The sequence below is a fragment of the Sphingopyxis sp. SE2 genome (assembly GCF_032227185.1).
Taxonomy (GTDB): Bacteria; Pseudomonadota; Alphaproteobacteria; order Sphingomonadales; family Sphingomonadaceae; genus Sphingopyxis.
Genome location: NZ_JAPMXW010000001.1, coordinates 1,615,849 through 1,637,250, shown reverse-complemented (window position 1 = coordinate 1,637,250; position 21,402 = coordinate 1,615,849). Strand labels below are relative to the sequence as shown.

General features: G+C 65.5%; 21 protein-coding genes. 8 read left to right on the top strand and 13 right to left on the bottom strand.

The genetic code is table 11. The annotated features are described in order from the left end of the window. Nucleotides 1-26: 26 nt before the first annotated feature. Nucleotides 27-344, bottom strand: coding sequence for a GIY-YIG nuclease family protein (locus OVY29_RS07785; protein ID WP_037557770.1), 318 nt, complete (start codon nucleotides 342-344; stop codon nucleotides 27-29). Between the two features lie 79 nt (nucleotides 345-423). Next, the gene (locus tag OVY29_RS07780) at nucleotides 424-792 is read right to left on the bottom strand and encodes a PilZ domain-containing protein (RefSeq protein ID WP_052182511.1); all 369 of its coding nucleotides are present in this window, start codon (nucleotides 790-792) and stop codon (nucleotides 424-426) included. 185 nt (nucleotides 793-977) lie between these two features. Between OVY29_RS07780 and OVY29_RS07775 the strand changes: the two genes are divergently transcribed. The 3 genes from OVY29_RS07775 to OVY29_RS07765 are packed head-to-tail and all read left to right on the top strand — an operon-like array spanning nucleotide 978 to nucleotide 3,555. After that, a complete protein-coding gene (locus tag OVY29_RS07775) occupies nucleotides 978-2,579 on the top strand; it encodes a lysine--tRNA ligase (protein ID WP_037557773.1) in 1,602 nt (533 codons plus the stop codon). Nucleotides 2,580-2,590: 11 nt separating this feature from the next. Beyond that, nucleotides 2,591-3,076: a DUF3291 domain-containing protein gene (locus tag OVY29_RS07770; RefSeq protein ID WP_037557776.1), complete on the top strand. Its 486-nt coding sequence runs from the start codon at nucleotides 2,591-2,593 to the stop codon at nucleotides 3,074-3,076. Then, entirely contained in the window at nucleotides 3,073-3,555 is a 483-nt protein-coding gene (locus tag OVY29_RS07765; protein ID WP_081933265.1) for an asparaginase domain-containing protein, read from the top strand. The genes OVY29_RS07770 and OVY29_RS07765 overlap by 4 nt, the downstream gene beginning before the upstream one ends. On the opposite strand, the gene OVY29_RS07760 is transcribed toward OVY29_RS07765, so the two are convergent. Beyond that, nucleotides 3,556-4,587: a fatty acid desaturase family protein gene (locus OVY29_RS07760; protein WP_037557780.1), complete on the bottom strand. Its 1,032-nt coding sequence runs from the start codon at nucleotides 4,585-4,587 to the stop codon at nucleotides 3,556-3,558. A 414-nt stretch (nucleotides 4,588-5,001) separates the two neighbouring features. On the opposite strand from OVY29_RS07760, the gene OVY29_RS07755 reads away from it, so the two are divergent. Continuing rightward, nucleotides 5,002-7,641 carry an EAL domain-containing protein gene (locus OVY29_RS07755; protein WP_037557782.1) on the top strand — a complete coding sequence of 880 codons (2,640 nt, stop codon included), beginning with the start codon at nucleotides 5,002-5,004 and terminating at the stop codon, nucleotides 7,639-7,641. A 16-nt stretch (nucleotides 7,642-7,657) separates the two neighbouring features. On the opposite strand, the gene OVY29_RS07750 is transcribed toward OVY29_RS07755, so the two are convergent. From OVY29_RS07750 to OVY29_RS07730, 5 genes are all read right to left on the bottom strand, one after another. Next, nucleotides 7,658-8,896: a mechanosensitive ion channel family protein gene (locus OVY29_RS07750; RefSeq protein ID WP_037557784.1), complete on the bottom strand. Its 1,239-nt coding sequence runs from the start codon at nucleotides 8,894-8,896 to the stop codon at nucleotides 7,658-7,660. Nucleotides 8,897-9,032: 136 nt separating this feature from the next. Next, the gene (locus OVY29_RS07745) at nucleotides 9,033-10,304 is read right to left on the bottom strand and encodes a metal-dependent hydrolase family protein (RefSeq protein ID WP_037557787.1); all 1,272 of its coding nucleotides are present in this window, start codon (nucleotides 10,302-10,304) and stop codon (nucleotides 9,033-9,035) included. Between the two features lie 279 nt (nucleotides 10,305-10,583). Beyond that, nucleotides 10,584-11,534, bottom strand: a complete 951-nt coding sequence (locus OVY29_RS07740) for an RcnB family protein (protein ID WP_037557954.1) — start codon at nucleotides 11,532-11,534, stop codon at nucleotides 10,584-10,586. Between the two features lie 133 nt (nucleotides 11,535-11,667). Next, entirely contained in the window at nucleotides 11,668-12,213 is a 546-nt protein-coding gene (locus OVY29_RS07735; protein WP_313911146.1) for a 2Fe-2S iron-sulfur cluster-binding protein, read from the bottom strand. A gap of 27 nt (nucleotides 12,214-12,240) precedes the next feature. After that, nucleotides 12,241-13,005 (bottom strand): class II aldolase/adducin family protein, encoded by a 765-nt coding sequence (locus tag OVY29_RS07730; protein ID WP_037557791.1) that lies wholly within the window; start codon nucleotides 13,003-13,005, stop codon nucleotides 12,241-12,243. A gap of 278 nt (nucleotides 13,006-13,283) precedes the next feature. Between OVY29_RS07730 and rpsU the strand changes: the two genes are divergently transcribed. After that, a complete protein-coding gene (gene rpsU / locus OVY29_RS07725; RefSeq protein ID WP_037510267.1) occupies nucleotides 13,284-13,490 on the top strand; it encodes a 30S ribosomal protein S21 in 207 nt (68 codons plus the stop codon). A 462-nt stretch (nucleotides 13,491-13,952) separates the two neighbouring features. Further along, nucleotides 13,953-14,483 (top strand): FKBP-type peptidyl-prolyl cis-trans isomerase, encoded by a 531-nt coding sequence (locus OVY29_RS07720; RefSeq protein WP_037557793.1) that lies wholly within the window; start codon nucleotides 13,953-13,955, stop codon nucleotides 14,481-14,483. A gap of 50 nt (nucleotides 14,484-14,533) precedes the next feature. Here OVY29_RS07720 and OVY29_RS07715 read toward each other — a convergent pair whose 3' ends face one another. The 5 genes from OVY29_RS07715 to pyrE all read right to left on the bottom strand — a co-directional run bounded on the left by OVY29_RS07715 (nucleotide 14,534) and on the right by pyrE (nucleotide 18,391). Next, nucleotides 14,534-15,652, bottom strand: coding sequence for an AI-2E family transporter (locus OVY29_RS07715; protein ID WP_037557794.1), 1,119 nt, complete (start codon nucleotides 15,650-15,652; stop codon nucleotides 14,534-14,536). Nucleotides 15,653-15,669: 17 nt separating this feature from the next. Continuing rightward, nucleotides 15,670-16,515, bottom strand: coding sequence for a signal peptidase I (lepB, locus tag OVY29_RS07710; protein ID WP_037557796.1), 846 nt, complete (start codon nucleotides 16,513-16,515; stop codon nucleotides 15,670-15,672). A 7-nt stretch (nucleotides 16,516-16,522) separates the two neighbouring features. After that, nucleotides 16,523-16,924: a holo-ACP synthase gene (acpS, locus tag OVY29_RS07705; protein ID WP_037557798.1), complete on the bottom strand. Its 402-nt coding sequence runs from the start codon at nucleotides 16,922-16,924 to the stop codon at nucleotides 16,523-16,525. A 139-nt stretch (nucleotides 16,925-17,063) separates the two neighbouring features. After that, a complete protein-coding gene (locus tag OVY29_RS07700) occupies nucleotides 17,064-17,807 on the bottom strand; it encodes a pyridoxine 5'-phosphate synthase (RefSeq protein ID WP_037557799.1) in 744 nt (247 codons plus the stop codon). Continuing rightward, nucleotides 17,804-18,391, bottom strand: a complete 588-nt coding sequence (gene pyrE / locus OVY29_RS07695; protein ID WP_037557801.1) for an orotate phosphoribosyltransferase — start codon at nucleotides 18,389-18,391, stop codon at nucleotides 17,804-17,806. The genes OVY29_RS07700 and pyrE overlap by 4 nt, the downstream gene beginning before the upstream one ends. 231 nt (nucleotides 18,392-18,622) lie before the next feature. Between pyrE and coxB the strand changes: the two genes are divergently transcribed. Next, complete coding sequence (gene coxB / locus OVY29_RS07690; protein WP_313911145.1) at nucleotides 18,623-19,720, top strand: cytochrome c oxidase subunit II; 1,098 nt, start codon at nucleotides 18,623-18,625, stop codon at nucleotides 19,718-19,720. After that, nucleotides 19,717-21,384 (top strand): cytochrome c oxidase subunit I, encoded by a 1,668-nt coding sequence (ctaD, locus tag OVY29_RS07685; protein ID WP_037557804.1) that lies wholly within the window; start codon nucleotides 19,717-19,719, stop codon nucleotides 21,382-21,384. Before coxB ends, ctaD begins: the two co-directional genes overlap by 4 nt. Nucleotides 21,385-21,402: the final 18 nt, after the last annotated feature.

Below are 21,402 nucleotides of genomic sequence, written 5' to 3'. Positions count from 1 at the left end.
ACGCGGCAAGGCGGACGGGAGCCCGGCTATTCCTCATCCGTTCGTCCTGAGCTTGTCGAAGGACCGTTCTTTCCTTTTGCCAACGCCGAAATCTTGTCCCAGTCTCCTCGGATCAGCGCCATTTTCTTAGCGCGGCTCCATCCCTTGATCCGACGCTCAGCTTCCAACGCCTCGAACCGCGTCGCGAACTCTTGGCTCCAGACGAGAGTGACGGGTAATTTGTCGGCGGTAAAGCCAGCGATCATGCCAGACTCATGTTCGCCCACGCGACGCGGTAGATTGTCCGTATGCCCGGTATAATAGGCGCCGCCGTGGCAATGCAGAATATATGCCCAGAACGCCATAGACGTCTGGATAGAAGGAAGAACGGCCCTTCGACAAGCTCAGGGCGAACGGAATTCAGGTCCGCTTTGGTTGAGAGGTTCAGCTCAATCCGCGCCGCCCGAATACCGCCGGGCGGTTGCGGTGGAAGATTTGCGCGGGTTCGATCGTCGCCGCGCTCCGTGCGCTCTGGAGCGCCTTGTGGAGCGCGCCGTGCGTGAGTTCATAGGGAAAGCGCACGCCCATGCGGTCGAATTCGGACCACATGACGACGGCGTAGGTGACTTCGCCGCCATAATGGATTTCGCAGCGCGAGCGCGCCGGCATGCTCGCTCCGTCGACGCGCGCGCCGCCCTCCGACAGGTCGGTGATCCGGCCGTCGACGAAGTTGAGGATGCCGTTGACGGTGACGTCGATCGACACCGGGGTGCGTTTGTGGCCGCGAGGCGCGGGAAGGCGGAAATTGTCCATGTCCGGGACATTATGCTTTCATGGTAAATTTTCCGGTAACGATGACTGCCGCCCGTCGCCCCCGCGAAGGCGGGGGCCGCCGTCGGTATACGCAGCGACGCCGAAAAAGGTCTCCAGCGGCCCCCGCCTTCGCGGGGGCGACGGGCGCGCTTTTCTTCCGCCCGCCTTGCCGCTATGGGCGCGGCATGACCGACTTGCACCTTCATCCTTCGCTGCGCGAGCCCGCGCAAACGTCCAAGGCCTGGCCGTTCGAGGAAGCGCGCAAGCTGGTCAAACGCTATCCGGAGGGCAAGCCGGGGAACGATCCGGTGCTGTTCGAGACCGGCTATGGCCCGTCGGGGCTGCCGCATATCGGCACCTTCAACGAAGTGCTGCGCACGACGATGGTTCGCCGCGCATACGAAGCCCTTACCGGCGGTGCGCCGACACGGTTGGTCGCGTTCAGCGACGATATGGATGGCCTGCGCAAGGTTCCCGACAATGTGCCGAACGGCGACATGCTGCGCGAATATCTGGGCAAGCCGCTGACCGCGATCCCCGATCCGTTCGGTAGTCACGAAAGTTTCGCGCATCATAACAATGCGATGCTGCGCGAGTTTCTCGACCGTTTCGGCTTCGAATATGAATTCGTCAGCTCGACCGAACAGTATAAGGCGGGCGCGTTCGACGACGCGCTGAAGAATGTCCTCCGCCACAATCAGGATATCCTCGACATCATGCTGCCGACGCTGCGCGCCGAGCGCGCCGCGACCTATTCGCCGATCCTGCCGGTCAGCCCCAAGTCGGGGATCGTGCTGCAGGTGCCGGTGACGGTCGTCGATGCCGATGCGGGGCTGGTGTCGTTCGAGGATGAGGGCGAGACGATCACGCACTCGATCCTTGGCGGCGGCGCGAAGCTGCAGTGGAAGGTCGACTGGGCGATGCGCTGGGTCGCGCTTGGCGTCGATTATGAAATGTACGGCAAGGACCTGACCGACAGCGGCGTCCAGTCGGGCAAGATCGCCAAGGCGCTCGGCGGACGCAAGCCCGAGGGGCTGATCTACGAGATGTTCCTCGACGAAAAGGGCGAGAAGATTTCGAAGTCGAAGGGCAATGGCCTCTCGATCGAGGAATGGCTGAGCTATGGCAGCGAGGAAAGCCTCGCCTTTTTCGCGTTTCGCGAGCCCAAGGCGGCGAAGCAGCTCCATATCGGCGTCGTGCCCAAGGCGGTCGACGAATATCTGCAGATGCGCGGAAATTATCCGGCGCAGGAGCCCGACAAGAAGCTCGGCAACCCGGTGCATCATGTTCATGTGGCGCGCGCGCAGGACGTGCCCGCGACCGAATTGCCGGTGACTTTCGGGCTGCTGCTCAACCTTGTCGGGGTGATGGGCGCCGACGCGTCGAAGGAGCAGATCTGGCGCTACCTCGGCCAATATGTCGCGGGCGCCGATGCCGCGACCTATCCCGAGCTCGATGGCCTCATCGACAATGCGATGGCGTATAACCGCGACTATGTCGCGCCGACGCTGAAGCGCCGCAAGCCCGCGGGCGGCGAGGGCGCGGCGCTCAAGGAACTCGACGCGAAGCTCGCCGCGCTGCCTGCCGATGCGTCGGCCGACGATATTCAGAATATCGTCTATGAGATCGGCAAGAACGAGGCCTATGGCTTTGAAAATCTGCGCGATTGGTTCAAGGCGCTGTACGAAACCCTGCTCGGATCGAGCGCGGGGCCGCGGATGGGGAGCTTCATCGCCTTGTTCGGGATCGAGAACACGCGGCGGTTGATCGCCGAGGCATTGGCCTGAAGGAGACGCAGATGGCGGCCTATGAGCTGGCGCAGATCAATATCGGGCGCTTTCGCCTGCCGCCCGAGCATGTCGCGAATCGCGACTTCATGGATGCGCTCGACCATGTGAATGCGGTGGCCGAGGCGGCCGATGGCTTCGTATGGCGGCTGACCGGCGACGGCAATAATGCCACCGACGTGCCCGTCACCGACGATCCGCACCTGATCGCGAACATGTCGGTGTGGCGCGATATCGATGCGCTCGCGGCCTATGTCTATCGCACCCCCGATCATCTGACGGTGATGAAGCGGCGCAAGGAGTGGTTCGAGCATATGGCGGTTTACCAGGCGCTGTGGTGGGTCCCGGCGGGGCATCGGCCGACGGTGGCCGAGGGCATGGCGCGGATCGCCGTGATCGAGGCCAAGGGGCCGACCGCAGAGGCCTTCACCTTCAAGCGGCCCTTTGCGGCGCCCGACGGCACGCCGGCGCTGCCGGTGCAGGATGAATGCGCGTGATCGATATTTTCACGACGGGCGGGACGATCGACAAGGTCTATTTCGACGCGCTGAGCGAATTCCAGATCGGCCCGGCGGCGATCCCCGACATGCTGCGCGAGAATAATGTCCATGTCGCGCACCGGGTGACGCAGCTGATGCGCAAGGACAGCCTTGAACTCGACGATGCCGATCGCGAGGCGATCCGCGCCGCGGTGGCGGCGAGCGACGCGTCGCGCATCCTCGTGACGCACGGCACCGACACCATGGTCGTCACCGGGCGCGTGCTTGCCGGGATCGAGGGCAAGACGATCGTGATGACCGGCGCGATGCAGCCCGCCTCGGTGCGCGCGAGCGATGCCGAGTTCAATGTCGGCTTTGCACTGGCGGCGGTGCAGACGCTGCCGCCCGGCGTCTATGTCGCGATGAACGGGATGATTTTCGATCCCGAAAAGACGGTGAAGGATCGCGCGGGCGCGCGGTTTGTGCAGGAAGGCTGATCAGCCGGCAGCGGTGACGCGGCGCAGCACTGCGGTGTAATTCGGCGCGATCGTCATCGAATCATGCTTGCCCGCGCGGCCGAGCGCGGCGTGGACCTCTGGCAGGCGATAGCAGGGCACGCCCATGAACAGGTGATGTTCGGCGTGATAATTCACCCAATATGGAGCGACCGTCGCCCGTGCGAGCCAGCCCGCATGGGTGGTGCGCGCATGGGTGAAGGGATCCTCGCTTCCCGTCGTCGTACAGGCATGTTCGGCTATGTTGCGGATGCGGAGGTAAAGCTGGAAGGTCGTCGCGAGCCCGGCGAGCCAGAGCAGGTAAGGCGTCCAGCCGTAGAGCGCGAGCGAAGCGCCTAGCAGCACCGCCTGAACGATCAGGAAACGCCCGACCGCGCGCGTTACCGCCATCGCGCCCGCGACGTCGATCGTCGGTGACGTCATGCCGTCGTCGGATTGCTTGTTGAAAGGCGTCCCCGCCTTGGTGCTCGCGCCGCCCTTCTGCGCCGCCTCGCCGCGCAGCATCGCCTTGAGGCCGGCGAAGGCGAAGGTGAATTGCGCCATGCGCTGCTTGAAGAAGGTCTGCCCGGTGAGGTCGCGCAGCATCTTGCGGCGCAGGCTGGCGCGCGTCGTGGGGAAAGGCTTCGACAGCGACAGGTCGGGGTCTTCGGGCTGCTGGGTGAATTTGTGATGCTGAAGGTGATAGGTGCGATAGGCGATCAGGTCCGAGCCGACCGCCGCGCCGGTCAGCCATTGGCCGAGGAAATTGTTGAGTTTGCGGTTCGGGTGCAGCGCGCCATGCGCCGCGTCGTGCATCAGGATCGCGAGCCCGAGCTGGCGTCCGCCGACAAAGATGATGGCGAGCAGCCATGCGGCGGGGTTCTGCGACCAGGCGGCGAGGCTGACGAGCGCGATGCTGACGATCCACGCATGCGCCACCAGCCAGATACCGCGCCACGATGACGCGCGCGTGATCGCCGACCATTCGGCGCGGTCGAAAAAGCGGTCGGGCGGGAACAGGCGGACGGCAGGCATGCCGCACCATAACAAGTTGCGAACCGAAACGTAACCCCTTCCGTTTTGACGGTCATGGCTTTTAACCGCGATAGCGGCACGGCCGGTTTCGACCGATTGCGGACGGACGATCCTCCCTGTGGCGAAGCCATGGGGAGGTGGCAGCGCGAAGCGCTGACGGAGGGGCTGATGAAGCTACGTCGCAGCCCCTCCACCACCGCTTGCGGCGGCGGTCCCCCTCCCCATCGCTTCGCGACAGGGAGGATTTTGACGCCCGCCCACCACCCCAAAGCCAACATCCTCCGGCGAGTTGCATCGGTATGACCGTCTCCGTTTTGGCACAGTATCGGCGGAAACCGGCGCGCTGCGGTAAGGATTTGGTAACCCCCTGCGGCCAGTGAAACCGCCATCACATAAAGCGGGAAAATCAGGACATTGGGGGTAAGGCGCACCATCATCCAGCCGCGAGCGGGCGATCTGGCGACAGGTGAATCGCCGTTCGATTCGCCCGCGTTCGTTACCGACGTCATGCGCGTCGCGAAGCTGTGGCATTATGTGCTCATCGGCCGCGTCCTTGCTTTCCTGAGCTTTGCTTTTTTGCCGGGCGCCGCCGGCTTTCTCGATCATGCCTCGCACTGGCTGGTGATGGCGGCCGGGCTGCCGTGCGACGTGGCGCTGATGGTGATCGGCCAGGCGATGCGCCGTCCCCGGCCGATCGCGCACCAGCGCGTGCGGACGATGGCGATATTGTGCATGGCGTTGATCGCGCTCGGTTCCTTGCTCAACGCGGCGGCGATGTTCGCCGCGATCGCGGTTCCCGACGGAGGCGGCTATTTCGACGCCTTCACCGCGATCCATGTCGGGTCGCTGCTGGTCGCCGCGTCGGCGGCGGCGATCGTGCGGCCCGCCTTCTTCACCTTTGCCGGGGCGACGGTGCTCGGCGGTGCGATCGGGGTCGCGTCGTGGCCGTTCGGCGTCGCCGGTTTCATCTTCCTGGGCCTGCTCACCGCGATGATGCGCGAGGATGTCCGCCATCAGCGGCGCGCGACGCGCGCGGCGCGCCTCGCGGTCGGCGACCAGCAACGCGCGCTCAACCTGATGCGCGATTTCGAGCGTGCGGGGCGCGGCTGGTTCTGGGAAACCGATCGCGAAGGACGGCTTGTCTATATCTCGCCCACCGTCGCGGCGCGCCTCGACCGGCCGCTCGCCCATCTGCTCGGCCACCCCTTTACCGACATCATCCGCAAGCGCGTCGGCAAGGACGAGAGCGAGGAGCGGACGCTGGGATTTAGCCTGTCGTCGCGCACGCCGTTCAAGGAGCTGACGGTGCAGGCGGCGGTGCCGGGCGAGGAGCGCTGGTGGTCGATCTCGGGCCAGCCGATCAGCAACGAGTTCGGCAATTTCCAGGGGTTCCGCGGCAGCGGCACCGACCTGACCGACCAGAAGAGGTCGGAGCGCGAGATCAACCAGCTCGCGCGCTATGACACGCTGACCGGCCTTGCGAACCGGCGCCACATCACCGACCTGCTCGAACGCGCGCTGAAGAGCCACAGCGGCCAGCCGCAACCGTGCGCGCTGCTGTTGATGGACCTCGACCGGTTCAAGGCGGTGAACGACACGCTGGGGCATCCTGTCGGCGACCAGCTGCTCCAACAGGTCGCGGGGCGGCTGACGCAGATCATCGGCGACAAGGGACAGGTCGGGCGCCTCGGCGGCGACGAGTTCCAGATCGTCGTTCCGCAGATGAGCCAGCCCGAGAAGCTCGCGGGCATCGCCAATGCGATCATCCTGAGCCTCGCGAAGCCGTTCGCGATCGAGGGCGAGCAGGTGCGGATCGGATCGTCGATCGGGATCGCGGTGTCGGACGGGCAGGGGGTGAGCGCCTCCGCGCTCGTCCGCAACGCCGACCTCGCGCTCTATGCCGCGAAGGATGCGGGTCGCGGCGTCTATCGTTTCTATGCCGACGCGATGCACAATCAGGCGAGCGAGCGAAAGGCGATCGAGGATGCGCTGCGCGACGCGCTGGCGAAGGACGAGCTGCAATTGCTCTATCAGCCGATCGTCGACGTCGCGAGCGAGCGGATTTCGGGCTTCGAGGCGCTGATCCGCTGGCATCATGCGACGGCGGGCACGATCAGCCCGTCAAAATTCATCCCCGTCGCCGAGGAATCGAACCTGATCGTCCCGATCGGCGAATGGATCATCCGATCGGCCTGCGCCGCGATCGCCGAACTCGGTCCCGATTACCGCGTTGCGGTGAACGTCTCGCCGCGCCAGTTCGCCAACGAAAAACTGCCGGCGACGATCGTGAACGCGGTGTCGGCGGCGGGGATCCGGCCCGAACAGCTCGAGCTCGAGATCACCGAGGGCGTATTCCTCGACGAAAGCCCCGAGAATCTGGCGATGTTCCAGAAATTGAAGCGCACCGGCGTGCGGCTGGCGCTCGACGATTTCGGGACCGGCTATTCGGCGCTTGGCTATCTGAAGAAGGCGCCGTTCGACAAGATCAAGATCGACCAGAGCTTCGTGCTCGGCGCCGCCGACAAGAACAGCATGAACGCCGCGATCATCTCGTCGATCGTTGGGCTTGCGACCGCGCTCGATATGGAGACGACCGCCGAGGGAGTCGAGACGCACGACGATCTCGCGCTGGTCCGCGGGCTCGGGTGCAGCCATGTTCAGGGCTATATCTATGGCAAGCCGATGGACCTCACCGAAGTGCTCGAAATGCTCCGCGAGGGCGGCGGGCGCGTCGAGGCCAAGGGGTATAAGAGCGCGCGCGAGGCGCGGCTCACGATCTTCCGCACGATCCAGATCGACAGCGGCGGACATCGTTACGAAGCGATCGTCCGCAACATGTCGTCGCGCGGCGCGCTGATCGAGGGGCTGTGGAATGTGCCGACGGGAACGCCGCTGACGCTCGAATTCGGGCCCGGCCAGCCGGTCGACGCCGAAGCGCGCTGGTCGGCGGGCAACCGCGTCGGTGTTCAGTTCGCCGCAGCGGTCGAGATCGAGGCGCTGATCGGGCTGAAGGCGGCCGCACCGGCGCGGGGACGGGTCCGCCGCGCGGCGTGACGCCGCCCCGTCGCGATCAGGCCGCCAAGCCGCGCTGCAGATCGAGGCCGCTCGGTTCCTGGAACGGGCGGAGACCGAATTCGGGCAGGATCGCGAGCAGATGGTCGAAGATGTCCGACTGGATATCCTCGTACGCGCTCCACGCGGTGGTGTTGGTGAAGCAATAGAGTTCGATGGGCAGCCCCTGCGGCGTGGGATCGAGCTGGCGCACGATCAGCGTCATATCCGTGGCGATATGCGAATTGGCGCGGAGATATTCGACGATATAGGCGCGCAGCGTGCCGATATTGGTGATGCGGCGGATGTTGATGGGATCGCGCCCGGCGCGTTCGGCGGCGGCGTTCCATTCGCCGAGTTCGGCCTGTTTGTGCCCGAGATAATCGTCGAGCAGCTGGAAGCGGCGCAGCGCCTGCTTTTCGTCGGGCGTCAGGAAACGGATGCCGTTCTGGTCGATGAACAGCGAGCGCTTGATCCGCCGCCCGCCCGATTCGGACATGCCGCGCCAATTCTTGAAGCTTTCCGAAATCAGCCGGTGCGTCGGGATGGTGGTGATCGTCTTGTCCCAGTTCTGCACCTTGACCGTGTGGAGCGCGATGTCGATCACGTCGCCGTCGGCGTTGAGCGCGGGCATTTCGATCCAGTCGCCGACGCGCAGCATGTCGTTCGAGGTGAGCTGGACCGAGGCGACGAGCGACAGGATCGTATCCTTGAACACCAAGAGCAGCACCGCCGCCATCGCGCCGATCCCCGACAGCAGGAGGACCGGCGACTGGTCCATCAACGCGGCGACGATGAGGATCGTGGCACCGCCGTAGAGGATGATCTTCAGCAGCTGGACATAGCCCTTGATCGGCCGGCTGGCGGCGTCGGGGCGGCGGTCGTAAATCTGGTTGCCGAGGCTGAGCGCGCGGCTGACCGCCATCGCGACGAAGAGGATGATCGAGGCGGCGGCGACATTGCTGACCACCGTGACGGCGGCCGGCGGCAGATGCGGCACCGCGGCGATCCCGTTCGATATGATGAGCGCGGGGACGATGAAGGCGAGGCGCGCCGCGACGGGAAGCGGGGTGAGCCCTTCGTGCGGCAGCCAGCGGGTCACGATGCGCAGCACGACATGCTTGACGATGAAATAGCCGGTCCACGCAAGCAATGCGAGCAGGCCGAGGCCGGTCAGCGTTTCGGCCCAGGGCGGGAGGTCGGCGAGGAAGGGGATGGAATCGGCGGTCGAAAGGCTTTCAATCGTGAACTGGCGCATAGCGTCATGCCCGCAAGGCGGCGGGTCGATCTCCTTTGGCTGTGAGCGAAGGCGCGAGGGTGGACGACGCGGCCCGCCGTGTCAAACGGCCGTGTCAAACGACCAAAGCGCGCGGCGCGGGCGCGGCGGCCGATACTCAGTCGGCGATGCGGCCGCGCGCCATCACCCAGTCGACCTTTTCGAGCGCCGTGACGTCGGCGAGCGGGTCGCCGCTCACGGCGATCATGTCCGCCGACATGCCGGGCGCGATGCGGCCGATCTCGCTTTCCATCGACAGCAGCTCCGCGGCGACCGTCGTGGCGCTGGCGAGCGCTTCGCGCGGGGTCAGGCCATATTTGACCAGCAGCGCGAACTCGCCGCCGTTGCGGCCATGTTCGAACACGCCCGCGTCGGTGCCGAAGGCGATGGGGACGCCGAGCGCCTTGGCGCGCGTCACCGCCTTGCCGACATCGTTCAGCGTCATGCGCACCTTGTCCTCGACCGTCGGGGTATAGATGCCCTTGCCGAGCCGTTCGCGGATCCCCTCGAACGCCATCAGCGTGGGGACGAGATAGGTGCCCTTGGCTTTCATCACTTTCAGCGTCGCATCGTCGGCGAAGGTGCCATGTTCGATGCTGTCGATCCCCGCGGCGGCCGACGCGGTAATGCCGCCCGCGCCATGCGCGTGCGCCATGACCTTGAGGCCGAGCGAGTGCGCGGTGTCGGCGATGCTTTGCAGTTCGGCGCTGGTGAAATGGCCCTCGAGCCCGCGCGCCTGTTGCGACAGGACGCCGCCGGTCGCGGTAATCTTGATGACGTCGGCGCCCGCGCGCGACGCCTTGCGGACCTTTTCGGCGCATTCGAGCGCGCCGGTGCAGGTGTAGCCCTGATCGAGCACGTCGTGAACATCCTCGCGGAAGCCGGTGACGTCGCCGTGGCCGCCGATGATCGACAGCGCCGGACCCGCGGCGACGATGCGCGGTCCTTCGATAAAGCCGTTCGCGGTGCCGCGGCGCAGCGCATAGGCGGTATATTGCGCCGATCCGGCCTCGCGCACCGTCGTGAAGCCCGCGCGCAAGGTGATCGCGGCGTTCTTGGCGCCGACGACGACGCCCCATTCGTCGGGATCGACGGCTTCGCTGCGATAGTCGCCGCCCGGGTCGCCGGTCAGGTGGACGTGGAGGTCGACGAGGCCGGGAAGCAAGGTCTTGTCGCCGAGGTCGACGATTTCGGCGCCCGCGGGGGCTCCGGCACGGCCGGGAGCGATCGAGGTGATGCGGCCGTCGGTGACGATGACGGTCGAGGGACCGCCAGTGGGCTTGCTGGCGTCGGTGATGATGCGGGCTGCATAGATCACCGTGGTTTTCGCGTGCGCGGTCGTTCCGAGCAGCGCCAGCGTTGCTGCCGCGACCATTCCCAGTTTACGCATGAAGTCTCCCCTGTTTGATCGCGCCATCGTGGCGGAGCGGGCGGGGAAGGGCAAGGGGGGGTGAGAAATGTCTGCTTTGGGGTGAAGAGCGGACATTCCACAGCCGTCGCCCCCGCGAAGGCGGGGGCCGCTAGCGGCCTTACTCAGCGGCATTGTGTAAAACGACAGCGGCCCCCGCCTTCGCGGGGGCGACGGCTAGGTTCGGTCGCAAGCAGCCATGCAAAAAAGGGGGCCGGCGAACCGGCCCCTCAGTTTGTCTTCGGGTAACCGAAAGGAATATTACCAGAAGAAATCGTAGATCACGTCGACCACTTCGCCCGAATAGGTATCGACCAGAAGCGCGTCGTCATAATAGCGGATCCAGCGATAGCCCCCATAGGCGGGCGGCAGGCGGTAATAGCCCGGATCGTTGATCCAGTAGCGCTGGCCGTAGAAGAGCGAGCCGAGCGTGAAGCCGATGCTGAAGCGCGTATAACCATAGCCGCGATACGGGTTGTAATAGCGGGGCAGGCGGTAATAGCTGCGGTTCCGGTCGCGATAGCTGCGCCAGTCGTAGCGGCGGTCGCTGCGCCAGTCGCGGTTCCAGCGATTGTGGTTCCGATCCCAGCGGTCGTGGCGGCCGTCGCGATAGCGCCGGTCTACGCGGTCGTTGTTGTTGCGGTCGTACCGCCGATCGATCCGGCCGTCGCGGTTGCGATCGTAACGCCGGTCGCGCTGGTCGATGCGGTTGTTGTTGTTGCGATCCCAGCGACGATCGAGGTCGCCGTTGCGATTGCGGTCGTAACGCCGGTCGACGCGATTATTGTCGTTGCGATCGTACCGCCCATCGACCTGACCGTTGCGGTTACGGTCCCACCGGCGATCGATACGGCCATCGTTGTTGCGGTCGTAGACTCCGCTGCGCTGGCGCTGAGCCTGGCGCTGCTGCTCATTATCGCCGCGCTGTCGCCATTGCTGGCGCTGCGCCTGACGCTGCTCATCATTGCTGCGCTGCCGCATTTCGCTGCGCTGCTGACGCTGGACCTGCCGTTGCTCGCTGCGCTGGCGCTGCGGACGGGCTTCGCCGCCGCGGTTGCCGCCGCGCCGCACTTCGGGGCCGCGCGGGCCCCGGTCGCCACGGTCGCCGCGCTGCGCGATCTGTACCCTTTCGCCGGCCGCCTGCGCGGCCGCCGGGGCAATGGGGGTCAGGATCGTCGCCGCGATCAGCAACCCTCCGAACATCTTCTTCATCTCGCCATTCTCCAACTCAAGTCCCGTTTGCTGGAGACGCCAGCCGGGATGATGAATCGATTCTTACCATTGGCAAGATGATCGATGGCTGACCGCGTCGTTGCCTCCGGTTCAGCTAGATGAACGCGCGCATTCAGCTGCCGCGCGGCGGGCGCAGCGCGGGCACGGCGCGCGCGGCGTCCTCGGGACGGATGCCGGGGGGCGGGGCGGCGGCGATGCGTTCCTCGCCGCGGATCACGCGGCCGGCGAGACGGATCGCGGTGCGGATGCGCGGATAGGTGCCGCAGCGGCAGATGCCCGTCATCGCGGCGTCGATCTCGGCATCGCTCGGGTTGCTGTTGGCGCGCAGCAGCGCCGCCGCCGACATGATCATCCCCGACTGGCAGAAGCCGCATTGCGGCACCTGCTCGGCGACCCACGCCTGCTGGACCGGATGGCTGCGGTCGCGCGAGAGCCCCTCGATCGTCGTGACGAAACGGCCCTCGCACTCGGCAATCGTGACGAGGCAGCTGCGAATCGCCTCGCCGTCGATGTCGACGGTGCACGCCCCGCAATCGCCGGTGCCGCAGCCATATTTGGTCCCCGTCAGGTTCGATGCGTCGCGCAGCGCCCACAGAAGGGGCGTTTCGGGGTCCATGCGATATTCGACCGGGCGGTCGTTGACCGAGAATCGCGTCATGCCGCCCCTGTTAGCGCAGCGAGCGGATTAGTCACGCCAGCTCGTATCGATCTTGTCGACCTTGCGCACCATCGCGTCGAATTCGGCCTTGCCCGACTGGCCCGGAATCGCCGCCATATAGAGGTCGCGCTGGTGGACCTTGATCACCTCCTCGTCGACGAGAACCGGCTTGCCCATGCTCATCGTCGCGAGCTGGATCTCGCACGCGCGCTGCAGCGCCCAATATTTGATGAAGGCGTCGGTCAGCGACTTGCCCATCACCACGGGGCCATGGTTGCGCAGCATCAGGATGCGCTTGTCGCCGAGGTTTTTGACGAGCCGCTCGCCCTCTTCCTCGCGCACCGTCACGCCCTCGAAGTCATGATAGGCGAGCTGGCCCATGAAGTTGCACGCATAGAAATTGGTCGGCTGGAGCCCGCCTTCGAGCCCGCAGACCGCCATCGTCGCGGTCGTGTGCGTGTGGATGATCGCATGCGCGTCGGGCAGGACGCGGTGGAACAGGCTGTGCTGGACGAAGCCCGCCTTGTTGACGTGCCAGGGATTGTCTTCGTCGAGCTTGTTGCCGTCGATGTCGATCTTGATCAGGCTCGACGCGGTCACTTCGCTGAAGTGCATGCCATAGGGGTTGATCAGGAAGGCGCCGTCCTCGTCGGGGACCTTCACCGTAATGTGGTTGAAGATCATCTCGTCCCAGCCCATCATCGCGAAGATGCGATAGCAGGCGGCGAGTTCCTGCCGCGCCGTCCATTCGGCTTCGCTATATTTGCTGTTGCGCTTGAGCTGGGTCGCCATGGCCTGTCCCTTACATATTGATTGGTTTCGTCCTGCTACCTATGCCACAAGCCACCGGCCGGGCACAATCCCGGCGAGGGCAGGGCGGTCCGGCGATGCGACCGGCGCGGTTCACCGCCTTTGGGCTTGCATTTCGGCGCGAATCCCTTTAGTTGGCGCAGCATCGGAACGTCGCGCTTTCGCGGCGCTCTTTTTATTGCCCGAATATCGGCGGTTTACGGCGGACCGGACGCACCGGTGGCCCGAACCGTTTTGACGAACAGGAGACGACACGGCGTATGCAGATCATCGTTCGCGACAATAATGTCGACCAGGCCCTTCGCGCGCTCAAGAAGAAGCTGCAGCGTGAGGGCGTATATCGCGAAATGAAGCTGCGCCGTCACTACGAGAAGCCCAGCGAAAAGCGTGCGCGCGAGCACGCCGCCGCCGTCCGCCGCGCCCGCAAGATGGAGCGCAAGCGGATGGAGCGCGACGGTATCAAGTAAGACCGTCTCCCGTTCGGGATCCCGTTCGTGAAAAGGGCGCCGCGGCAACGCGGCGCCCTTTTTCGTTTGTGCGGAGCGGGATGGCGGGTTTCGACCGGTTGCGGCCGCTCGATCCTCCCCATCGCGAAGCGCTGGGGAGGGGGAGTGTTGGGTCGTCCAGTCCCCCGGACTGGACTTGGATTGCCGGGGGCAATCCAACCCTACACTCCGCGAAGCGGTGGTGGAGGGGGCTGGCCTTGCATCGACGCCTGACGGCGTCGACCCCTCCGTCAGCCTGCGGGCTGCCACCTCCCCATTGCTGCGCAAAGGGGAGGATCTGGACGACAGCTTCCCACCCCAATGCCGACATTCTCTCGCGTGCGCTTCTGATGCTCAATTGCCTCTGGACCGGTCCGCGCCGCACCGCCTATAGGCCTCGCCAGCATTTTCGCCCCGGCCGGGGCAGCGGAAGGATTAGCCAAGATGAGCGTAACGACGGTTCCATTGCGTCCGGTGAGCAAGGGCGGGCTGTGGCTGATGTGGTTCGGCCTCGCCGCGCTGCTGGTCGCGGGCGCTGCTTTTGCCTGGCATATGACCCCGCGCATCGGGTTCGAGGTTGTCAAGGCCGGCACCGGGCCGAGCCCGACGAAGGCCGATGTCGTGCTGGTCAAATATGAAGGCAAGCTCGACGACGGCACGGTTTTCGACGCCAACGAACAGGCGCCGATGCAGGTCGCGCAGGTCGTCCCGGGCTTTTCCGAGGCGCTGACGCGGATGCAGAAGGGCGGCGAATACAAGATCACGATTCCGCCGCAGCTCGGCTATGGCGACCGCGCGGTCGGGCCGATCCCCGCGAACAGCACGCTGCACTTCGCCGTCACGCTGCTCGACTTCCGCTCGGAGGCCGAGGTTCGCGCGATGCAGCAGCAGATGCAGCAGATGCAGCAGCAACAGATGATGCAGGGCGCCCCCGGTGGTCCGGCGGGCCCGCCGCCGGGTGCGCCGCAGCCCTGATCCTTATTCCGTCATCCCGGCCTTCGCCGGGATGACGATTGTGGGGTTTGCTAGCTGGTCGTCTTCCAGTCTGCCGCACCGGCGTTGCGCTCGGCCTCGCGTTCGAGCGCGACCTTGATCATCGCGACGATCGGATCGGCGAGGAACAGGCCCATCAGTCCGAGCAGCGTGCCGAAGAGAATCTGCGCGCCGAGCACGAGCGCGGGGGCGAGGTCGACGGTCTTTTTGGCGACCATCGGGACGATCAGATAGCCGTCGACCGTCTGGACGACGAGATAGATCAGGATCGCATAGAGTCCCGTGTCGGTCCCCGCCGAAAAGCCGACGAGGACGAGCAACACGCCCGACACGATCGCGCCGATATTGGGAATGAAGGCGAGGAGGCCGGTGAGCAGCCCCATCAACGCCGCCATCGGGATGCCGACCGCCATGCAGGCGAGCCAGGTGCCGATGCCTTCGACGAGCATACCGAGCAGGCGGCCCGCCATCAGGCGGCGGAGCGTGAAGCCCATGCGCGCGGTGGTGATATAGAAATTCTCGCGGGCCTTCATCGGCAGCATCCACGCGACGCCGCGCTCGTAGAGACGCGGTTCGATCGCGATGAAGATGCCGAGAACGACGATCATCACGAGGCTGGTGAGGCCCCCGAGAACGGTGCCGACCGCCGCGGTGACGCGGCCGACGGTGCCGGCGATATTTTCGGTGATCGTCTTGGTATCGAGTTGGAAGCTGCCCATGCCATGGTCGCTCGCCCAGGCCGCGATGCGTTCGATCTGCGCCATGACGACGGTTTGCAGCGTTGCGGCCTGATCGGCGATCTGCGACCCAGCAAACAGGATCGTCCAGCCGAGGAAGGCGAGGAGCGAAAGGCACACGATGAGTAGCCGCCAGCCGCGCGCGATCGGCAGCACGCGGCCGAGCAGCCGGGCGCCGCCGTCGAGCATCGATGCCATGACGATGCCGGCGAAAATCAGCAGGATCGGCTGGATGAGCACGATGCACACGCCGATGAGCAACGCGAGGCCGAGCCAGACACCCGCCTTCAAAAGTTCGGCGCGGACGAGCTGGCTGCGGATTTCGGTGGGGCCGGGGGCTTCGCGGTGCGCCTCGGCCTTGGCGGCGGCAGAGGCGGCGGTGCGTGTGGCCGCCGGTTTTCGTGTCGCCGCCATGGTTGCTCCCTGTTGTCCTATTCGCCTTGACGTTCCGGGCGCAGATCGGTTCCCGCGCGGCCCGATCGGAGCGCGCCAAACCAGCTCAAGGGATTATACCATTCGGCGGTTCCGTCGGTCGAAAAGCTGATGATCTCCGCGCGCCCGGCGATCGCGTCGAAGGGTACGGGACCGCCGAGCCCCTTCTGGCTGGTGTCGACGCGGCTGTCGGCGCTACCGTCGCGGTTGTCGCCCATCAGGAACAGATGGTCCGCAGGCACGGTGACGGGACCATAATCGTCGGTCGCATAGCCGGGCCCCATGTCGATCGTGTCGAAAGTGGCGCCGCCGGGCAGGGTTTCGCGGACGATCGGGAGTTCGAGCACGGGCTTGCCGCCCGCGTCGCGGTTCACGAACCGGAACAGGCTGCTGTCGGGGCCGGGCAGGTTGGAATCGACCGGGATCGTGAGCATCGGCTGAACCTCGCGCTTCACCGGCTTGCCGTTGATGCTGAGTTCGCCGTTGCGGAGCTCGATCGTATCGCCGGGCAGGCCGATCACGCGCTTGATATAGTCGATGCGCGTCACCGGATGTTCAAGCACGACGATGTCGCCGCGCTGCGGCAGCTTGCCGAAGATCCGTCCCTCGACCTTGGGCGCGAGGTGGAAGCTGACCGACGAATAGGACCAGCCATAGGGATATTTGCTGACGATCAGCCGGTCGCCGTTGCGCAGCACCGGCATCATCGAATCGGACGGGATATAGAAGGGCTTGGCGACGCAGCTGTGGATGCCGAGCACGAGCAGCAATATCACCACGATATCGCGGATCAGCTTGCCCCAGCCGTCGTCCTTCGCCCTGTTTTTCGAACCACGCTTCGCCATGAAAATGTCAGTCCTTGATTGCTTCGATGATGACGAAGGCCTGCGCCCACGGATGGTCGTCGGTCAGCGTCAGATGGATGTGCGCGCGATATCCCGACGGGACCATCTGCGCGAGGCGGTCGGCGGCACCACCCGTCAGCGCGAGCGTCGGCGCGCCCGAGGGGGCGTTGACGACGCCGATGTCCTTCATGAACACGCCGCGCTTGAAGCCGGTGCCGACGGCCTTGGAAAAGGCCTCCTTCGCGGCGAAGCGCTTGGCGTAGGTTCCGGCGCGCGTGAAGGGACGGCGCGCCGCCTTCGCGCGCTCGATATCCGTGAAGACGCGATTTTCGAAGCGGGTGCCGAAACGGTCGAGCGAATTCTGGATGCGCTCGATATTGCAGAGGTCGGAGCCGAGGCCGATGATCATGACGGCCCCGACAGGCCGTCGCCCCCGCGAAGGCGGGGGCCGCTGTCGGCCTTGGACCATGCTGTCGTGACAAGCCGACAACGGCCCCCGCCTTTGCGGGGGCGACGGTTATTTCTCACACTCACACTCACACTCACACTCACCCTCGCGCCTCGTCCATCAGCGCGCGCATCCGGCGCACCGCATCTTCGAGCCCGGTGAAGATCGCCTCGCCGATCAGATAATGGCCGATGTTGAGTTCGGCGAGTTGCGGGATCGCGGCGACGGGGACGACATTGTCATAGGTGAGGCCGTGGCCCGCGTGCGGTTCGATGCCGTTCTTCCACGCGAGCGCGGCGGCGTCGGCGAGACGGCGGAGTTCGGCGGCGCGTTCCTCGCCCTCGACATGCGCGTAGCGGCCGGTGTGGAATTCGACGACGGGCGCGCGGAGGCGCATCGCGGCCTCGATCTGGCGCGGGTCGGGTTCGATGAACAGGCTGACGCGGATGCCCGCGTCGTTGAGGCGCGCGACGATGGGGGCGAGGTGATTGTGCTGGCCCGCGGCGTCGAGCCCGCCCTCGGTCGTGCGCTCCTCGCGCTTTTCGGGGACGATGCACGCGGCGTGCGGCTTGTGGCGCAGCGCGATCTCGAGCATTTCGTCGGTCGCCGCCATTTCGAGATTGAGCGGCAGGTCGGTCGCGGCCTGGATGCGCGCGAGATCGTCGTCGCGGATATGGCGGCGATCCTCGCGCAGATGCGCGGTGATGCCGTCGCCGCCGACCGCGGCGACGATCTCTGCCGCGCGCACCGGATCGGGATGCTCGCCTCCGCGCGCGTTGCGGATCGTCGCGACATGGTCGATGTTGACGCCGAGCCGCAGGCGCGAGGAGGCGGGGCCGGTCAAGCCGCCTTGCTCCGGCTGCCGGGCTTCACCGCTTCGGTCGCGGCGAGCGCCTCGGGCAGTTCGTCCTCGGCATAGGTGGGGAAATTGATCGCGACGAGCGGATAGAAGGGCACGCCGAGTTCGACGCTGCCCGCCGAGCGGTCGACAAGCGCGGCTTCGGCGACCACTTCGCCGCCGGCGGCGCGTACCGCGTCCATCGCCTCGCGCGACGAGAGGCCGGTGGTGACGACGTCCTCGACCATCAGCACTTTCGCGCCGGGATCGATCGCGAAGCCGCGGCGCAGTTCGAAGGTTCCGGTCGGGCGCTCGACGAAGATCGCGGGCTTGCCGAGCGCGCGGCCCATTTCATGGCCGATGATGACGCCGCCCATCGCGGGCGACACGACGATGTCGATCGCCTGGCGAAGGTCGCGCGGCAGCTTCGCGGCGAGCGCGGCGGCGAGCCGCCCGGCGCGCTCGGTATCCATCAGCACGCGCGCGCATTGCAGATAATATTCGCTGTGGCGGCCGGAGGAAAGAAGGAAATGGCCTTGGAGCAAGGCGTCGGCGGCACGGAATTCGGCCAGGATTTCATCGTCGGTCATGAAGGATTATTCTTTTGTCCTGTGCGCCGCCCGTGGCGGGCGAGCGGGTTTAAGCGGCGAAGATTTGCCAGCCGCAAAATAGTGTTAGAGATGCTTGAGGCAAGCGGCAAGCGGGTCTATAGCGCCCGCGAGATTCAGCCTGTCCGATGGCTGCGCGGGCGCATGTCCGGCAGCGGGGAAGGGCAGGCTGGGGCATCATAAATACAACAGGCAACGGGCGGCACTATCCTTATGAAGAGCTTGAAAACCCTTGTAATTGCGGCGGCTTTGTCGCTCGGCGCGGTGAGCGCCGGTCATGCGCAAACGCCGGCAACACCGGCTGCGGCGCCGGCCGAAGCCCCCGCCGCAACGGCTCCGGCGAATCCGGCTCCGGCCGCCAGCGATGCGGCCGCCCCGGCGGCGACGACCGCCGCGGCTTCGGCGGGCGATGCCACCTATGTGCCGATGAAGCCGACCCCCGGCGTCGGCCAGCCGGTCGATGCGGGCATCGATTTCCAGCCGCAGGTCAGCCCGATCGGCGAACAGGCTTACTGGTTCAACCATGTCATCCTGCTGCCCGTCATCACGATAATCACGCTGATCGTTCTCGGGCTTCTGCTCTGGGCGATGTTCCGCTACCGCGCCAAGGCGAATCCGGTGCCGTCGAAGACGACGCACAACACCTTTATCGAGATCATCTGGACCGCGATTCCGGTGCTGATCCTCGCGGTGATCGCCGTTCCGTCGATCCGTCTGCTCGCGGCGCAATATGAACCGCCCAAGAAGGACGCGCTGACGATCAAGGTCACCGGCTATCAATGGTATTGGGGCTATGCCTATCCCGACCAGGGCATCGGCGAATATGTCTCCAAGATACTGCCCAAGGACAAGGCCGAGGCGGCGGGCGAGCCCTATCACCTCGCCGTCGACAACCGCATGGTCGTTCCCGTCGGCCGCCAGGTGAAGCTGATCATCACCGGCGCCGACGTCATCCACAGCTTCGCGGTTCCGGCCTTCTGGACCAAGATGGACGCGGTCCCGGGCCGCGCCAACGAAACGACCTTCACCGCGAACAAGGTCGGCGTCTATTACGGCCAGTGTTCGGAACTGTGCGGCGTCGATCACGGCTATATGCCGATCGCCGTCGAAGTGCTTCCGGTCGACAAGTGGGAAGCATGGGTCCGCTCGAAGGGCGGCAACCCCGCCGGTCCGGTCGCCGCTGCGCCCGCAGCCGCGCCGCCCGCCCCCACGCCGGCGCGACGCCGGCTCCCGCCACGACCGAAGCTGCGCCCGCAGCGGCTCCCGCCGCCGCGCCGGCCGCCAAGAATTAACAAGGGGTCCGACAGATGACCGATATCGCAGCGACTGCACCCGCGCACGGCCATGCCGATCACGCGCATGACGACCACGACACGCCGGGCTTTTTCGTCCGCTGGTTCATGTCGACGAACCACAAGGACATCGGCACCCTCTACCTGATCTTCGCGATCGTCGCCGGCATCGTCGGCGGCGTGATTTCGGGCATGATGCGCTGGGAGCTGGCGGAACCCGGCATCCAGCATCTGGTCGGCTGGGCGCAATTCTTCGACGCATCGGCGGGCGAAGTGCAGGCCAAGCATTTCTGGAACGTGATGATCACCGCGCACGGCCTGATCATGGTGTTCTTCATGGTCATGCCCGCGATGATCGGGGGCTTCGGCAACTGGTTCGTGCCGCTGATGATCGGCGCGCCCGACATGGCGTTCCCGCGCATGAACAACGTCTCCTTCTGGCTGACCGCGGTCGCGTTCGTCATGCTCGTCGGATCGATGTTCGTCCCCGGCGGCAGCGGGCTTGGCGCCGGTACCGGCTGGACGGTCTATGCGCCGCTGTCGACCAGCGGCTCGGCAGGGCCGGCGGTCGACATGGCGATCTTCTCGCTCCACCTCGCGGGCGCGGCGTCGATCCTCGGCGCGATCAATTTCATCACCACCATCTTCAACATGCGCGCGCCGGGCATGACGCTGCACAAGATGCCGCTGTTCGTATGGTCGGTGCTCGTCACCGCCTTCCTGCTGCTGCTCGCGCTGCCGGTGCTTGCCGCGGCGATCACCATGTTGCTGACCGACCGCAACTTCGGCACCACCTTCTATGATGCGGCCGGCGGCGGCGATCCCGTCCTCTACCAGCATCTCTTCTGGTTCTTCGGCCACCCCGAAGTCTACATCATGATCCTGCCGGGTTTCGGCATCGTCAGCCAGATCATCTCGACCTTCAGCCGCAAGCCGGTGTTCGGCTATCTCGGCATGGCCTATGCCATGGTCGCAATCGGCGTCGTCGGTTTCATCGTGTGGGCGCACCACATGTTCACCGTCGGCATGAGCGTGAACCTGAAGATGTATTTCACCGCGGCGACGATGGTCATCGCGGTCCCGACGGGTATCAAGATCTTCAGCTGGATCGCGACGATGTGGGGCGGTTCGATGAGCTTCAAGACCCCGATGGTCTGGTCGCTTGGCTTCATCTTCATGTTCACCGTGGGCGGCGTGACCGGCGTCGTGCTCGCCAACGGCGGCGTCGACACCAACCTGCACGACACCTATTATGTGGTCGCGCACTTCCACTATGTGCTGTCGCTGGGCGCGGTCTTCTCGCTCTTCGCCGGCTTCTATTACTGGTTCCCCAAGATGTCGGGCCGGATGTACAGCGAGTTCCTGGGCCAGCTGCACTTCTGGATCTTCTTCATCGGCGTGAACGTCCTGTTCTTCCCCCAGCACTTCCTGGGCCAGCAGGGCATGCCGCGCCGGTACCCCGACTATGCGGAAGCCTATGCCTTCTGGCACCTGATCTCGTCTTACGGCTATGTGATCATGGGCGTGGGCGTGCTGATCTTCTTCGCGAACATTCTCTACTCGCTGTTCGCGGGCAAGCGGGCCGCCGACAATCCGTGGGGCGAAGGCGCGACGACGCTCGAATGGACGCTGTCGAGCCCGCCGCCGTTCCACCAGTTCAACGAACTGCCCCGGATCGCGTAACGTTATCGCCTGATCGGT

What these genes read in the sequence shown, in the direction of transcription:
- OVY29_RS07785 (WP_037557770.1), bottom strand. Translation starts at nt 344, where the DNA reads ATGGCGTTCTGGGCATATATTCTGCATTGCCACGGCGGCGCCTATTAT.
- OVY29_RS07780 (WP_052182511.1), bottom strand. Translation starts at nt 792, where the DNA reads ATGGACAATTTCCGCCTTCCCGCGCCTCGCGGCCACAAACGCACCCCG.
- OVY29_RS07775 (WP_037557773.1), top strand. Translation starts at nt 978, where the DNA reads ATGACCGACTTGCACCTTCATCCTTCGCTGCGCGAGCCCGCGCAAACG.
- OVY29_RS07770 (WP_037557776.1), top strand. Translation starts at nt 2,591, where the DNA reads ATGGCGGCCTATGAGCTGGCGCAGATCAATATCGGGCGCTTTCGCCTG.
- OVY29_RS07760 (WP_037557780.1), bottom strand. Translation starts at nt 4,587, where the DNA reads ATGCCTGCCGTCCGCCTGTTCCCGCCCGACCGCTTTTTCGACCGCGCC.
- OVY29_RS07750 (WP_037557784.1), bottom strand. Translation starts at nt 8,896, where the DNA reads ATGCGCCAGTTCACGATTGAAAGCCTTTCGACCGCCGATTCCATCCCC.
- OVY29_RS07745 (WP_037557787.1), bottom strand. Translation starts at nt 10,304, where the DNA reads ATGCGTAAACTGGGAATGGTCGCGGCAGCAACGCTGGCGCTGCTCGGA.
- OVY29_RS07740 (WP_037557954.1), bottom strand. Translation starts at nt 11,534, where the DNA reads ATGAAGAAGATGTTCGGAGGGTTGCTGATCGCGGCGACGATCCTGACC.
- OVY29_RS07735 (WP_313911146.1), bottom strand. Translation starts at nt 12,213, where the DNA reads ATGACGCGATTCTCGGTCAACGACCGCCCGGTCGAATATCGCATGGAC.
- OVY29_RS07730 (WP_037557791.1), bottom strand. Translation starts at nt 13,005, where the DNA reads ATGGCGACCCAGCTCAAGCGCAACAGCAAATATAGCGAAGCCGAATGG.
- rpsU (WP_037510267.1), top strand. Translation starts at nt 13,284, where the DNA reads ATGCAGATCATCGTTCGCGACAATAATGTCGACCAGGCCCTTCGCGCG.
- OVY29_RS07720 (WP_037557793.1), top strand. Translation starts at nt 13,953, where the DNA reads ATGAGCGTAACGACGGTTCCATTGCGTCCGGTGAGCAAGGGCGGGCTG.
- OVY29_RS07715 (WP_037557794.1), bottom strand. Translation starts at nt 15,652, where the DNA reads ATGGCGGCGACACGAAAACCGGCGGCCACACGCACCGCCGCCTCTGCC.
- lepB (WP_037557796.1), bottom strand. Translation starts at nt 16,515, where the DNA reads ATGGCGAAGCGTGGTTCGAAAAACAGGGCGAAGGACGACGGCTGGGGC.
- acpS (WP_037557798.1), bottom strand. Translation starts at nt 16,924, where the DNA reads ATGATCATCGGCCTCGGCTCCGACCTCTGCAATATCGAGCGCATCCAG.
- pyrE (WP_037557801.1), bottom strand. Translation starts at nt 18,391, where the DNA reads ATGACCGACGATGAAATCCTGGCCGAATTCCGTGCCGCCGACGCCTTG.
- coxB (WP_313911145.1), top strand. Translation starts at nt 18,623, where the DNA reads ATGAAGAGCTTGAAAACCCTTGTAATTGCGGCGGCTTTGTCGCTCGGC.
- ctaD (WP_037557804.1), top strand. Translation starts at nt 19,717, where the DNA reads ATGACCGATATCGCAGCGACTGCACCCGCGCACGGCCATGCCGATCAC.